Raw genomic sequence first — 14,155 nt, 5'->3', positions numbered from 1 at the left:
GGCCGCGCCGCCCGACGCGCCACCCGGCTCGGCCAGCGCCGCGGCCAGGGCGGCGGTCTCGGGACCGGGCGCGGCCCCCAGCCGGGCGGCCAGCGTGTCCTGGCAGCGCCGGTAGGCCGCCAGGGCCGCCGCCGCATCGCCCTGGGCCGCCATGGCCCGCATCAGGGCGCGCCAGCCCGTCTCCTGCTCCGGGTCGATCGCCAGCAGCCGCCGCGCCGCCGCCGCCTGCGCCTCCGGCCCCACCGCCCGGGCCAGCAGCCCGGTGGCCACCGCCGCCGCGCTGGCCTTCAGCGCCTGCCGTCGCTCGGCCAGCCAGGCGTCGAAGGCCGGGTCCAGCCCGTCGAGGTCGGCGAGCAGCCCGGCGCCGAGCCGCTCCAGCCCCTCCGGCCGGGTGGCGGCGGCCCGCGCCGCCTCCAGCGCATCCACCCAGACCTGCCCGGCCGGCAGGGTCAGCGAACCGCGGCCCGGCTGCAGCAGCGGCGCCCCGCCGGCGGCCAGCGCCGCCTGCACCTCGTGCAGCGCCTGGCGCAGCGACAGCCGCTGCTGCGCCGCGCCGGTCCGCGACCAGAGCAGCGCCGCCAGGGTCGCCCGCGCCACCGGCCGGCCCTCGGCCAGCCCGAGAATCGCCAGCAGCGCCCGCGCCTTGCGCCCGCGCGGCAGCACCGCGGTGCTGGCCAGGCTCCAGGCCTCCATGCGGCCGAGCAGAACCAGCCGCACCATCGGCACGGGCGGCGGCGGCTCGGCCGGGCCGCAATCCGGGACGGCGGCCGGCACCGCGGGGGTCCGGAGACGGGGGTGCGTCGGGATTGAGCCGGCCATGGCGGACCAGCCTAGCCGAGCCCGGCCTCCGGTGGAACGCCATCGGAATGAATTGGCCGGCCGGGTGCTGCCTCGGTTCAGGCCGGCCCGGCGGCGTGGCGGTCCCGCGCCGCCGGCCCGGCCCGGTGCGCCGGCGCCCGGTCGGGGTCCTCGGCGATCACCGCGGCGCGCAGGGCCCGTTCGGTGCGGCTGATGTCGAAGGCGAGGAAGTCCCGGTCGATGGCCTCCGCCAGGGTCCGCGGCGGCGGGATCCGGCCATCGGCCAGGGCCGCCGCGCGGTCCCGGTAGGCCACCAGCCGCCGGGCCAGTTCCGCGATCCGTGCCGTCCTGTCGTCCATCGCCCGCCCTCCACGCGCCGCGGGGGCAGCATGGCCCGCCCCGGCCGGGGCGGCGCGTGACTTCGCGGGAGGCTGCGTTAGCCGGGCGTTAAATTTTCGGGCCCGCCTTCGATCCGGTATCGCAATTTTAACTTGTTCCGGTTTCGTTCCTATGAATAAATGCCTTGGCCAGGGGCTGGTTCGCCCTGGCCCCGCCCCCGAACCGCTGCAGAAGGAAAAGCCCCATGCGCCCTCTCACCCCCGCCGACGTCGCCGATGCCGGTCTGGTCCGCCTCGGCGCCGGCATCCGCGCGCCGCGCCCCTTCGCCCTGCCGCTGCCGCTGCGCCCCGCCGGCCAGGGGCTGCGCCGGCCGGGCCAGCCGCCCGCCGCGGCGCCGGTGCCGGCCATGGTCGCCGACAGCGGTCTGGTCCGCCTCGGCGCCGGCATCCGCCGGGCCTGAGCCCCGGGGGCGGGAAGCACCCCTTCCCGCCCATCCCTCCCCCGCATGCTCCCGAGGCTGGCCATGGACCCCGTCCCCCGCGTCACCTTCTACCGGCTCATCGAGGAGGCGGCGGCGCCGCGCCGGGCCGACCGCTCCGGCCTCGGCAGCCTGCCGACCCGCGCCTTCCGCCATTGCGACGCCGTGACCTCGGCCGCCGGCTTCGGCTGGCACCTCTGCCCGCCGATCGACTTCGAGCTGCTCTGGGACGGCGCCGGGGTGTGGTGGCGCTGCGAGGGCCTGGCCGACTGGCTGCCGCTGGGCGCCGCGCAATACCCGCGCTTCGCCGACCGCTTCGCCGCCGCGGCGCCGCCGGGCCTCGGCGACTACGCGCCGCCCTTCCTCACCGCGCTGCAGGAACCCGGGGTGGTCCAGGTCTGGACGGGGCTTGCCGCCCGCACCGCCCCGGGCTGGAGCCTGCTGGTCCGCGACCTCGCCAACCTGCCGCGCCACCCCGGCTACCAGCCCTATGAGGGCATCGTCGAGGCGGACCGCTGGTTCGGGCCGCTCTTCACCAACCTGCGGCTGACCCGGACGGATACCCCCATCGCCTTCCACGCCGGCCAGCCCTTCCTGCAGGTCCAGCCGATCCCGCAGGCGGCCTATGCCGATGCGCTGCTGCACGGCGCGGCGCTGGTGGCGAACCTGGCCGGGCTGAGCGCCGCCGACTGGGCCGATTACGAGGCCTCGATCGTCGCTCCCAACCGCGACCCCGGCACCCCCCCCGGCCGCTATGCCGCCGAGGCGCGCCGCCGCCGCCGCGGCGCCTGCCCCTTCGCCGGCGCGGTGCCGGACTGAAGCCTCAATTCCTCAAATTCCGTGTCTTTCCTGAGCGAATTCAATCCTCTAGCCGGCGGCGATTGAGGGGAATTTTACCGAATTGAGCCAAATTGAGCCGAATTGAGGGAGATTGAGCGGGCGGCCGGGCCGGCTGCAGGGGCGCGCCGGACTCAGCCGGCGGCCACCAGGGTGATGAGTTCCGCCCCCTCCTCGACGCTGTCGCCGGCGGCGCAGCCGACATGCGCCACCACCCCATCCGCCGGGGCGGTGATGCGCAGCTCGGTCTTCATCGCCTCCAGCACCGCCAGGACCTGGCCGCGGGAGACCGCCTCGCCCACCGCGACCAGCATCTGCACCACCCGGCCGGGGATCGGCGCCGCCAGCCGGCCCTGCGCCGCCACCTCGCCGCCGACCGGGGCATGCGGGTCGACCAGGCGCAGGGTCCAGGCACCGGAGGGCAGGCTCACCTGCACCGCGCTGCCGTCCCGCAGCACCGGCACCCGGTGGGCGACGCCCTCCAGCACGACCTGGAGAATGCCATCCGCCAGTCGGCGCCCGGCCAGTTCCAGGTCCCCGGTCCAGCCCGCGCCTGCCGGCACCAGCCGCAGTCGATGCAGCGCCTCGCCCTCCGCCAGCACCACCAGCCGGCTGCCGGCGCCCTGCAACCGCCAGCCATCCCGGCGGTCCCAGGGGTTCTCTGGCGCGGCCTCGGGCGGCAGCAGCGCCTCGAGCGCCGCCGCGGCCAGGGCCAGCGGCGGCGCCGCGGCGCGCGGCGGTTGCAGCACCGCGGCGTGCCGCAGGGCGAAGCCGGTATCGAGCTCGGCCGCCAGCATGGCCGGGTGCCCGACCAGCCGGCCGAGGAAGCCGAGGTTGCTGGCGATGCCGGCGATGCGGCATTCCGCCAGCGCCGCGCCCAGCCGGGCCAGCGCCGCCGGCCGGTCCGGGCCCCAGGCGACCAGCTTGGCGATCATCGGATCGTAGAAGGGCGTGATCGCATCGCCCTGCACCACGCCGCTCTCGATGCGGAGGTCGGCCGCCGGCGCGGGCAGGTGGAACTGGCGCAGCGGGCCGGTGGAGGGGCGGAAATCCTCCGCCGGATCCTCGGCATAGAGCCGCACCTCGACGCTGTGGCCCCGCGGCGCGGGGGCCTCCGGCAGGGGCAGCGGCTCGCCGGCGGCGATGCGGAGCTGCCATTCGACCAAGTCGAGGCCGGTCACCATCTCGGTCACCGGGTGCTCGACCTGCAGGCGGGTGTTCATCTCCATGAAGAAGGCGTCGTCGCCCTCGACGATGAACTCGACGGTGCCGGCCGAGACATAGCCGACCGCCTTGGCCGCCGCCGTCGCCGCCTCGTGCAGCCGGGCGCGCAAGGCGGGCGGCAGGTCGGGCGCCGGCGCTTCCTCCAGCACCTTCTGGTGGCGGCGCTGCACCGAGCAGTCCCGGGTGTGCAGGTGGATCGTGTTGCCCTGGGTATCAGCGAAGACCTGCACCTCCACATGGCGGGGCTTCTGCAGGTAGCGTTCCAGCAGCACGCGGTCATCGCCGAAGGCCGCCTTGGACTCCCGCCGCGCTCCCGCAAGTTGCGCGACGAATTCCTCCGCCCGCAGGACCGGCCGCATGCCCTTGCCGCCGCCGCCGGCGCTGGCCTTGATCAGGATGGGAAAGCCGATGCGGGCCGCCGCCGCGACCAAGGTCGCCTCGTCCTGCGCCTCGCCGTGGTAGCCCGGGACGATGGGCACGCCGGCCAGTTCCATCAGCCGCTTCGATTCCGCCTTGCTGCCCATCGCCCGGATGGCGGCAGGCGGCGGGCCGACGAAGATCATGCCGGCGCCGGCGCAGGCCTCGGCGAAATCGGCATTCTCCGAGAGGAAGCCGTAGCCGGGATGGATCGCCTCGGCGCCGGATGCCTTCGCGGCGGCGAGGATGCGGTCGGTGCGCAGGTAGCTGTCGGCGGCGCGCGGCCCGCCGATCGGGTGCGCCTCATCCGCCAGCAGCACATGCTGCGCGCCGGCATCGGCCTCGGAGAAGACCGCGACGCTGCGGATGCCGAGGCGGCGCGCGGTGCGGATGATGCGGCAGGCGATCTCGCCGCGGTTGGCGATGAGGAGGGTACGGATCATCACATGCGGAACACGCCGAAGCGCGTCTCCCCGATCGGCGCATTGGCGGCGGCGGCCAGGCCCAGGCCGAGCACGTCGCGGGTGGCGGCGGGGTCGATGATCCCGTCGTCCCACAACCGCGCGGTCGCGTAGTAGGGGTCGCCCTGGACCTCGTACTGCGCCCGGATCGGCGCCTTGAAGGCGGCCTCCTCCTCGGCCGACCAGGACTTGCCGGCGGCCTCGAGATTGTCCCGCCGCACCGTCGCCAGCACGCTGGCGGCCTGCTCGCCGCCCATGACGCTGATGCGGCTGTTCGGCCAGGTGAAGAGCAGCCGCGGCGAATAGGCCCGGCCGCACATGCCGTAATTGCCGGCGCCGAAGCTGCCGCCGATGATGACGGTGAATTTCGGCACCTGGGTCGTGGCGACGGCGGTGACCAGCTTGGCGCCATCCTTGGCGATGCCGCCGGTCTCGTACTTCCGCCCGACCATGAAGCCGGAGATGTTCTGCAGGAAGACCAGGGGCGTGTTGCGCTGGCTGCAGAGCTCGATGAAATGCGCGCCCTTCTGGGCCGATTCCGAGAACAGGATGCCGTTGTTGGCGACGATGCCGACGTCATGGCCCCAGATGCGGGCGAAGCCGCAGACCAGGGTTGCGCCGTAGCGGGCCTTGAACTCGTCGAACTCCGAGCCGTCGACGATGCGGGCGATCACCTCCCGCACGTCGTAGGGCTGGCGGGTCTCGGGCGGGATGATGCCGTGCAGCTCGGCCGGGTCGTAGCGCGGCGGCAGCGGCGCATGCGGCGGCGCGGCGCGATGCCGCGGGCCGAGCCGGGCGACGATGTTGCGGGCGAGGCCGAGCGCATGCATGTCGTCCAGCGCGAAATGGTCGGCGACGCCAGAGAGGCGGGTATGGACGTCGGCGCCGCCGAGGTCCTCGGCGCTGACGATCTCCCCCGTGGCCGCCTTCACCAGAGGCGGCCCGGCGAGGAAGATGGTGCCCTGTTCCCGCACGATGATGGCCTCGTCGCACATCGCCGGGACATAGGCGCCGCCGGCGGTGCAGCTGCCCATCACCACCGCGATCTGCGGGATGCCCTGGGCCGACATGTTGGCCTGGTTGAAGAAGATCCGGCCGAAATGGTCGCGGTCGGGGAAGATCTCGTCCTGGTTCGGCAGGTTGGCACCGCCGCTGTCGACCAGGTAGAGGCAGGGCAGCCGGTTCTGCTGCGCGATCTCCTGGGCGCGGAGGTGCTTCTTCACCGTGACGGGGTAGTAGGTGCCGCCCTTCACCGTCGCGTCGTTGGCGACGATGACGCATTCGCGGCCCGAGACCCGGCCGATGCCGGTGATCATCCCCCCGGCCGGCACGTCGCCGCCATGCATGCCATGCGCGGCGAGGGCCGAGAATTCGAGGAAGGGGGCGCCGGGGTCGAGCAGCCGCTCCACCCGCTCCCGCGGCAGCAGCTTGCCGCGCGAGAGGTGGCGCTGGCGCGAGGCCTCGGGGCCGCCGAGCGCGGTGCGGGCGCTGTGCTCGGCGAGCCGCGCCAGCAGGTCGCGCATCGCCGCGGCATTGGATCTGAATTCGGCGCTGCGCGGCTCGATGGCCGAGGTGATGATGCTCACGCGGTCTCCCGGAACAGCTCGCGGCCGATCAGCATGCGGCGGATCTCGCTGGTGCCGGCGCCGATCTCGTAAAGCTTGGCGTCGCGCAGCAGGCGGCCGGTCGGCGTCTCGTTGATGTAGCCCATGCCGCCGAGGATCTGGATGGCATCGAGCGCGATCTTCGTCGCGGCCTCGGCGGCGAACAGGATGGCGCCGGCGGCGTCCTTGCGGGTGGTCTGGCCGCGGTCGCAGCTGCGCGCGACGGCATAGACATAGGCGCGGCAGGCGCTGGTCGCGGCGTACATGTCGGCGACCTTGCCCTGGATGAGCTGGAACTCGCCGATCGCCTGGCCGAACTGCTTCCGCTCGTGGATATAGGGCACGACGATGTCGAGCGCCGCCTGCATGATGCCGATCGGGCCGGCGGCCAGCACCGCGCGCTCGTAGTCGAGGCCGGACATCAGGACGCGCACGCCTTCGTTCAGCCGGCCGAGGATGTTCTCGGCCGGCACCTCGCAATCCTCGAAGACCAGCTCGGAGGTCGGGCTGCCGCGCATGCCGAGCTTGTCCAGCTTCTGCGCCGGGCGGAAGCCCTTGAACCCGCGCTCGATCAGGAAGGCGGTGATGCCGCGCGGGCCGGCATCGGGCTCGGTCTTGGCATAGACCACCAGTGTCTCGGCGTAATGCGCATTGGTGATCCACATCTTGGTGCCGTTCAGCACGTAGCGGTCGCCTCGCTTGTCGGCGCGGAGCCGCATCGAGACCACGTCGCTGCCGGCGCCGGGCTCGCTCATCGCCAGGGCGCCGAGATGCTCGCCGCTGATCAGCTTCGGCAGGTAGCGGCGCTTCTGCTCCTCGGTGCCGTTGCGGGCGATCTGGTTGACGCAGAGGTTGGAATGCGCGCCGTAGGAGAGGCCGACCGAGGCGCTGGCGCGGCTGACCTCCTCCATCGCCACGCAATGGGCGAGGTAGCCCATGTCGGCGCCGCCCCATTGCTCCGGCACGGTGATGCCATGCAGGCCGAGCGCGCCCATCTCCGGCCAGAGGTGGCGGGGGAATTCATCCGTGCGGTCGATCTCGGTGGCGATGGGGGCGATGCGGGCGGCGGAGAAGGCGCGGACGCTGTCGCGCAGCGCATCGATCTCCTCGCCGAGGCCGTGGTCGAGGCTGGGGATGTCGGGCATCAGCCGGGCTCCTTGGAATACTGGCGGCGGAGGCTGCCGCGCATGACCTTGCCGGTCGCGGTCAGCGGCAGGCTCTCGGCGAAGATCACCTGGCGCGGATAGGCGTGGCCGGCAAGGCGGATTTTCACGTGGTCCTGCAGGATGCGAGCGAGCGCGGCATCCGCGGCGATGCCGGGCGCGGGCACGACGACGGCGGTGACGGATTCGGTGCGCAGCGGATCGGGCAGGCCGATGACCGCGGCCATGGCCACGGCCGGGTGCCGCAGCAGGCAATCCTCGATCTCGCCCGGGCCGATGCGGTAGCCGGCGGAGGTGATGACGTCGTCGTCGCGGCCGATGAAGCGGAACCAGCCCTCCTCGTCCTGCTCGCCCTGGTCGCCGGTGAGCAGCCAGTCGCCGGCGAACTTCGCCGCGGTCGCCTCCGGGTTGTTCCAGTAGCCGAGGAACATCACCGGGTCCGGCCGGCGGATGGCGATGGTGCCGGTCGTGCCGGGCGGCAACGGCGTGCCGGCGGCATCGACGATGGCGACGTCATGGCCGAAGACGGCGCGGCCCATCCAGCCCGGGCGCGGAGGCATAATGGCGGCGCAGGAGGCGACGACCAGGTTGCATTCGGTCTGGCCGTAGAATTCGTTGATGGTGCAGCCGAAGGTCGCACGGCCCCAGTCCAGCAGCCCGGCGCCGAGGGTCTCACCGCCGCTGCCGATGCTGCGGAGCCGGGCGCCGAAGCGGGTCGGGTCGGGCACGGCGCGCAGCATCTTCAGCGCGGTGGGCGGCAGGAAGGCGTTGCGCACGCCGTGCCCGGCCATCAGGCGGAAGGCGTATTCGGGATCGAATTTCGCCATGCGATGGGCGAGGACGGGGACGCCGTGGAACAGGCTCGGCAGCAGCACATCGAGGAGGCCGCCGATCCAGGCCCAGTCGGCTGGCGTCCAGAAGAGATCGCCAGCCTGCGGGAAGAGATCCTGCGGCATCTCGACACCCGGCAGGTGGCCGAGCAGCACGCGATGCGCATGCAGCGCGCCCTTCGGCGAGCCTGTCGTGCCGGAGGTATAGATGATGACGGCAGGATCCTCGGCCAGGGTATCGACCGGGGTGAAGCGGTCGCTGGCCTGCGCCATGGCCTCGCGCAGCCCCTCCTCGGCCAGCACCAGCCGCAGCGCCGGCAGGTCGAGGCCGGAGAGCTTGGCGAGGCCCACCGCATCGGTGACGAGGGCGGCGGCGCCGCTGTCGCGCAGGCGGAACTCCAGCGCCTGTTCCTGGAAGAGCTGGAACAGCGGGACGGCGATGGCGCCGAGCTTGTAGGCGGCCAGATGCGCGATGGCGGCTTCCGGCACCTGCGGCAGCAGCACGCCGATGCGGTCGCCGCGGCCGATGCCTTGCGCGGCGAGGGCATTGGCGAGGCGGTTGCTGGCCGCCTTCAGCGCATCGAAGCTGATGCGCTCGGCGCGGCCGTCGTCGCGGAGGTGCAGCAGCGCGAGGCGGCCGCTGCCATCGGCCCAGCGGTCGCAGCAGGCGACCCCGATGTTGAAGCGCTCCGGCACCTGCCAGCGGAAGGCGGCGCGCCGTTCCTCGTAGCCTGGCATCAGCCGGGGACCGGCCGCGTGTCGTCGATGACCTTGCCGTCGTTCGGCAGGCTGCCGGGGGTGACGCACTCCACCTGGCCGCGCAGCTTGGTGGCGGATTGCAGCGCGGCGGCCAGCGCCGCGGCGGCCTCGGGCGGGGCTTCGGCACGGAGCAGCATGGTGTCGCGGTCGCCGTCCAACCCGACGACGAGGCGGGCCTTGGCGACGCCGGGAACGGCGCGCAGCACGGCGGCGACCTGCTCCGGCCGGACGAACATGCCGCGCACCTTGGCGGCCTGGTCGGCGCGGCCCATCCAGCCGCGGATGCGCCGGTTGGTGCGGCCGCAGGGCGAGATGCCCGGCAGGATGGCGGAGAGGTCGCCGGTTGCGAAGCGGATCAGCGGATGATGCGGGTTGAGCGTGGTGACGAGGATCTCGCCGACCTCGCCATCCGGCACCGGATCGCCGGTGCCGGGGCGGACGATCTCGAGGATGATGCCCTCGTCGAGGATCAGCCCCTCCCGCACCGCGCTCTCATAGGCGATGAGGCCGAGGTCGGCGGTGCCGTAGCTCTGCAGGACGACCAGCCCGCGCTCGGCGTACCAGGCGCGCAGCCCGGGCAGATAGGCGCCGCCGGTGACATGGCCGAGTTGCAGCGAGGTGAGGTCGAGGCCGAGCTCGTCGCCCTTCTCCAGGATGGCCTTCAGGAAATCCGGCGTGCCGCTGTAGCAGCGGGGGCGCAGGTGGGCCGCGGCCTCCGCCTGCATCGCGGTATTGCCGGTCCCGGCGGGGAAGACCGGGCAGCCGAGGGCGCGGGCGCCGCCTTCCAGCATGCTGCCGGCGGGGGTGAAGTGATAGGCGAAGCAGTTGTGCAGCAGGGCGCCGGCGCGGAGGCCGGTGGCGTGCAGGGCGCGGGCATAGCGCCAGTAGTCGGGCACCGCCGCCTCCGGCTCGTAGATCGGGCCGGGCGAGGCGAAGACGCGGGCCAGGCCGGCGAAAGGCGTGGCGACGACGCCGCCGAAGGGCGGGGCCGCGGATTGCTGTGCCAGCAGCGCGGATTTGCGGGTGACCGGCAGGCTCGCCAGCGGGCCCTCCGGCAGGGTCGCGTAATGCGCGGCATGGGCACGGGCATGGGCGAGCTGCGTTGCCAGGACGGCGGCCTGCGCGGCCTCGCGCGCATCGGCGCTGCGGGTTTCGAGGTCGTCGAAATATTCGGTCAGAGCCACCGCTTCCTCCGCTTGTAGCTCTTGAGGTTCTTGAAGCTCCGGCGATCGGCGCCGTGGCCGCCGAGGTAGAATTCCTTCACATCCTCATTGGAGGACAGGGCCTCGGCCGTGCCGTCCAGCACCACCTTCCCCTGCTCCATCACATAGGCGTAGCTGGCGACGGAGAGTGCCATGCGCGCGTTCTGTTCCACCAGCAGGATGGTGATGCCGAGCTCCTCGTTCAGCCGCCTGATGATGGCGAAGACCTCCTTCACCAGCAAGGGCGAGAGGCCCATGGAGGGCTCGTCCATCAGGATCAGCTTCGGCCGCGCCATCAGCGCGCGGCCGATCGCCAGCATCTGCTGCTCCCCGCCCGAGAGGTAGCCGGCGAGACCGGTGCGTTCGCGGAGGCGTGGGAAGTAGCCGTAGACCCGCTCGATGTCGGATTTGACCTCGTTGTCGGAGCGGGTGAAGGCGCCGAGGCGGAGGTTCTCCAGACAGGTCATGTCGGAGATGATGCGGCGGCCTTCCATCACCTGGAAGATGCCGCGCCGGACGATCATGTGCGGGTCGATGCCGTTGATGCGCTCGCCCCCGAAGCGGATCTCGCCGCGGGTGACCTCGCCCTCCTCGGTCTTGAGCAGGCCGGAGATCGCCTTCAGCGTGGTGGATTTGCCCGCGCCATTGGCGCCGAGCAGGGCGACGATCTTGCCCTGCGGCACCTTCATCGAGAGGCCGCGCAGCACCAGGATGACGTCGTTGTAGACGACCTCGATGTTGTTGACCTCGAGGAGCGGTGCGGCCTCGCTCATCGGCTACCAGCCGAGGGTTTCGCGGGTGCGCGGCAGCTCGACCACGGTTACCGGCTCCAGCTTCATGGTGCCGGCGGCCATCAGCTCGCCGACGCTGCCGGCGCTGGTGTCGCCGCTGACGACGGCGCGGTAGAGGCCGACGCGCAAGGTGCCGCGGTGGTCCTCGGCGGTGAAGGTGGAGGGGTTGCAGACGCCGTCGAAGCCGCTCGGCACCCAGTTCTGGCGGGCGTAGAAGCCGTTGCGGATGCGCTCGCCGGTGATCTCGCCGCCATTGGCCGCGGCGGTGTCCATGGCTTCGACCATCAGCATCGCGGCGCAGGCACCCGACAGGTAGTGCACCGGGCGGTAGGCGGTACCGCTGGGGTCGGAGATGCGGCTGATCTGCTGGATCGTCGCCATGCCCGGCGCCTGCTGGCCCCAGACCACGGCGGTGCGGACCGGGAAGACGACGCCATTGGCGGCGGCGCCCGCGGCCTTCATCGCATTCTCGTCCATGCCCCAGACATTGCCCATGAACTGGACCTGCACACCGGCGGTCTGGCAGGCGCGCAGCACCGAGATGTTGGAGCCGGCGGTATTGCCGAGATAGGCGTAGTTCACGCCCTGGCTTTTGAGCGTCAGGCACTGGGCGGTGTAGTCGCCGGGGGTCAGGGCGAAGACGATGGCCGGCAGCACCTCGAAGCCCAACTCGGCCGCGAGCGCCTCACCGGCGGCCTTCGGCGAGTTCGGATAGGGGTGGTTGCCGCCCATGTGGACGTATTTCGGCTTGCCCGGCTGGCCCTTGGCCTTCCAGTCCTCGGCGGCCCAGCGGAGCATGGCGCGGAGGCCGTCCGAGTACGACGGGCCGTAGAAGAAATTGTAGGGCGCCGGTTCGACGCCCTGGCGGCCAGACTTGCCGCCGGCGTCCGTCAGCGCCGCGGAATAGGAGCCGGAGACGAAGGGAATGCGGTCGCGGGTGACGAAGCGCACCAGCGCCTCGGTATCGGCGGTGCCCCAGCCCTGGATGGCGACGACCTTGTCGCGGTTCCAGGACTGGTACTGGCTGACCGCGCGCGGCGCCTGGTAGCCGTAGTCGAAGCCGAGCACGTTGAGCGGCTTGCCGCCGATGCCGTTGCGGCTGGCATTCACCCAGGCGAGGGTATCCGCCACGCCCTGGCCATAGGGCACGCCGACATCCGAGGTGGCGCCGGAATTATCCATCAAATGCCCGACCGGGATGCGCTGCGCCGTGGCGGGCAGTGCCAATGCGGCGGCGGCGGCGAGGCCGAGCAGCGCGGTTCTTCTTGTCATTGTTGTCCCCCCTTGTTCAATGCGAGTACGGATAGAGCTTCCAATAGGATTTGATCAGGCGCCAGCGCCTGGCCAGCCCATCGGGCTCGAAGATCAGGAACAGGATGATGGCGGCGCCCACCGCCATCTCCCTGAGGAAGCTGATGGAGGCACCGAGCTTCAGCGCGCGGTCGATGGCGCTGCCCGAGAGCGCATCCGCCCCGGCCTGCACCACCTCCGGCAGCACCACCATGAAGGCGGCACCCATCAGGCTGCCCATCACGCTGCCGAGGCCGCCGATGATGACCATCCCGAGGAATTGGATGGAGAAAAGGATGTTGAAGGCCTCGACCGAGACGAACAGCAGGTAGTGGGCATAGAGCGCGCCGCCGATGCCGGCATAGAGGCTGGCGATGCCGAAGGAGAGCGTGCGATAATAGGCGAGGTTGATGCCCATGACCTCGGCCGAGAGGTAGTGGTCCCGCACCGCGACCAGGGCGCGGCCATCCCGGGTGCGGATGAGGTTGGCGGCGCCGAGGTACATGACCACGACATAGGCCAGCACCACGTAGAAGTAGCTCTCCTCCCGGTCCGCCACCCAGGAGCCGAGCGAGAAGGGCTCGGTGATGCGGCCGGCGACGCCGCCGGTGAACCACTGGGCGCGGGCGAAGAAATCCTCCAGGATGAACTGCGCGGCGAGCGTGGCAATCGCCAGGTAGAGGCCCTTCAGCCGCCCGGCCGGCGCGCCGAAGATCAGCCCGACGAAGGCCGTCATGATGCCGGCGAGCGGGATGCAGAGGGCGACCGGGATATGCCAGCGCTCATGCAGCCAGGCGCTGGCGAAGGCGCCGAAGCCGAAGAAGGCGGCATGGCCGATGCTGATCTGGCCGGTGAAGCCGACCAGGATGTTCAGCCCCAACGCGGCGATCCCGAGGGTGCCGATGTTGATGAGGATGCCGAGCTCGTAGCGGCCGAGCAGCAGCGGCGAGGCGCAGAGCAGGATCAGGCCGGCCAGCACCGCGAGGCGGCTGTTGCGGGTCGGGAAGATGGTCATGTCTTCCCGGTAGCTGCTGCGGTAGTCGCCGGCGGGGGCAAGATCGGCCATCTAGACGCGCTCGATGTTCTTGGTGCCGAACAGGCCATAGGGCTTGATCAGCAGGATGAGGATGAGCGCGTAGAAGGGCGCGATGGCGTACATGTTGCCCCAGTTGAGCCAGGCGCTGTCGATGTACTGCGCCCAATTCTCCAGCACGCCCACGATGAGGCCGCCGAGCACTGCGCCGATGACGCTGTCGAGCCCGCCGAGGATGACCGCCGGGAAGACCTTGATGCCGTAGAAGGACAGCGCCGAGGAAACCCCGTTCACCACCCCGACCACGATGCCGGCGACCGAGGAGACCACCGCCGAGATCGCCCAGGACATGGCGAAGACCTTGGGCACCGAGATGCCGAGCGACTGCGCCACCTGCTGGTCGAAGGCCGTGGCCCGCATGGCGAGGCCGTGCTTCGACGCCGTGAAGAACCAGGCGAAGCCGGCCATGATGACGAGGGAGATGCCGAGGCTGAGCAGGTAGACCGTCTGTACTTCCAGCCCCAGCAGGTTCACCCGTTCGGTGGTGAAGATTGGCGGGAAGGGTTTGGCGAAGACGCCGAAGATCCACTTCATCAGCGCCTGGAAGAAGATGCCGAGGCCGATGGTCGCCATGATGACGCTGATGACCGGCTCCCCGATCAAGGGCCGCAGCACCACCACCTGCAGGATGAGGCCGAAGGCGGTCATGAAGGCCAGCGTCAGCAGGAAGCCCATCCAGAAGGGCAGCTGCCATTCCGTCAGCATCCACCAGCAGACCCAGGCGCCGACCAGCAGGAATTCGCCCTGGGCGAAGTTGACGACCTGGGAAGCCTTGTAGATCAGCACGAAGCTCATCGCCACGACGCCGTAGAGCGCGCCGACGATCAGGCCGTTGAGGGTGAGCTGCAGCAGCAGCGACCAATCCATCC

The 14,155-nt window shown here is 71.5% G+C and carries 13 protein-coding genes; 2 read left to right on the top strand and 11 right to left on the bottom strand.

Features of this window, described 5'->3' with window-relative positions; all coding sequences use genetic code 11:
* The coding region (locus tag QWZ14_RS20215; protein ID WP_290318659.1) for an AfsR/SARP family transcriptional regulator at positions 1-819 on the bottom strand (819 nt) is incomplete at its 3' end.
* Positions 820-896: 77 nt separating this feature from the next.
* Positions 897-1,157, bottom strand: a complete 261-nt coding sequence (locus QWZ14_RS20210) for a hypothetical protein (protein WP_290318658.1) — start codon at positions 1,155-1,157, stop codon at positions 897-899.
* A gap of 224 nt (positions 1,158-1,381) precedes the next feature.
* Between QWZ14_RS20210 and QWZ14_RS20205 the strand changes: the two genes are divergently transcribed.
* Both QWZ14_RS20205 and QWZ14_RS20200 read left to right on the top strand, forming a co-directional pair.
* Positions 1,382-1,597: a hypothetical protein gene (locus QWZ14_RS20205; RefSeq protein WP_290318657.1), complete on the top strand. Its 216-nt coding sequence runs from the start codon at positions 1,382-1,384 to the stop codon at positions 1,595-1,597.
* Positions 1,598-1,660: 63 nt separating this feature from the next.
* Positions 1,661-2,434 (top strand): DUF6065 family protein, encoded by a 774-nt coding sequence (locus QWZ14_RS20200; RefSeq protein ID WP_290318656.1) that lies wholly within the window; start codon positions 1,661-1,663, stop codon positions 2,432-2,434.
* A 152-nt stretch (positions 2,435-2,586) separates the two neighbouring features.
* On the opposite strand, the gene QWZ14_RS20195 is transcribed toward QWZ14_RS20200, so the two are convergent.
* From QWZ14_RS20195 to QWZ14_RS20155, 9 genes are read right to left on the bottom strand one after another with little or no spacing between them, the layout of a single operon-like run.
* Positions 2,587-4,536: an acetyl/propionyl/methylcrotonyl-CoA carboxylase subunit alpha gene (locus QWZ14_RS20195; protein ID WP_290318655.1), complete on the bottom strand. Its 1,950-nt coding sequence runs from the start codon at positions 4,534-4,536 to the stop codon at positions 2,587-2,589.
* A complete protein-coding gene (locus tag QWZ14_RS20190) occupies positions 4,536-6,077 on the bottom strand; it encodes a carboxyl transferase domain-containing protein (protein WP_456307263.1) in 1,542 nt (513 codons plus the stop codon). Before QWZ14_RS20190 ends, QWZ14_RS20195 begins: the two co-directional genes overlap by 1 nt.
* Before the next feature lie 59 nt (positions 6,078-6,136).
* A complete protein-coding gene (locus tag QWZ14_RS20185; RefSeq protein ID WP_290318653.1) occupies positions 6,137-7,303 on the bottom strand; it encodes an isovaleryl-CoA dehydrogenase in 1,167 nt (388 codons plus the stop codon).
* Positions 7,303-8,889: an acyl-CoA synthetase gene (locus QWZ14_RS20180; RefSeq protein ID WP_290318651.1), complete on the bottom strand. Its 1,587-nt coding sequence runs from the start codon at positions 8,887-8,889 to the stop codon at positions 7,303-7,305. Before QWZ14_RS20180 ends, QWZ14_RS20185 begins: the two co-directional genes overlap by 1 nt.
* Positions 8,889-10,094 (bottom strand): phenylacetate--CoA ligase family protein, encoded by a 1,206-nt coding sequence (locus QWZ14_RS20175; protein ID WP_456307262.1) that lies wholly within the window; start codon positions 10,092-10,094, stop codon positions 8,889-8,891. The genes QWZ14_RS20180 and QWZ14_RS20175 overlap by 1 nt, the downstream gene beginning before the upstream one ends.
* Entirely contained in the window at positions 10,085-10,885 is an 801-nt protein-coding gene (locus QWZ14_RS20170) for an ABC transporter ATP-binding protein (RefSeq protein WP_290318650.1), read from the bottom strand. Before QWZ14_RS20170 ends, QWZ14_RS20175 begins: the two co-directional genes overlap by 10 nt.
* A 3-nt stretch (positions 10,886-10,888) precedes the next feature.
* Positions 10,889-12,175 carry an ABC transporter substrate-binding protein gene (locus tag QWZ14_RS20165; protein ID WP_290318649.1) on the bottom strand — a complete coding sequence of 429 codons (1,287 nt, stop codon included), beginning with the start codon at positions 12,173-12,175 and terminating at the stop codon, positions 10,889-10,891.
* A 16-nt stretch (positions 12,176-12,191) separates the two neighbouring features.
* On the bottom strand, positions 12,192-13,259 hold the full coding sequence (locus QWZ14_RS20160) for a branched-chain amino acid ABC transporter permease (protein ID WP_290318648.1): 1,068 nt from the start codon (positions 13,257-13,259) through the stop codon (positions 12,192-12,194).
* A complete protein-coding gene (locus QWZ14_RS20155) occupies positions 13,260-14,153 on the bottom strand; it encodes a branched-chain amino acid ABC transporter permease (protein ID WP_290318647.1) in 894 nt (297 codons plus the stop codon).
* Positions 14,154-14,155: the final 2 nt, after the last annotated feature.

It is taken from the genome of Paeniroseomonas aquatica (genome assembly GCF_030409335.1).
Classification (GTDB): domain Bacteria; phylum Pseudomonadota; class Alphaproteobacteria; order Acetobacterales; family Acetobacteraceae; genus Belnapia; species Belnapia aquatica.
The sequence above is the reverse complement of the archived record's forward strand: the minus strand, read 5'-3'. Positions and strand labels throughout refer to the sequence as shown.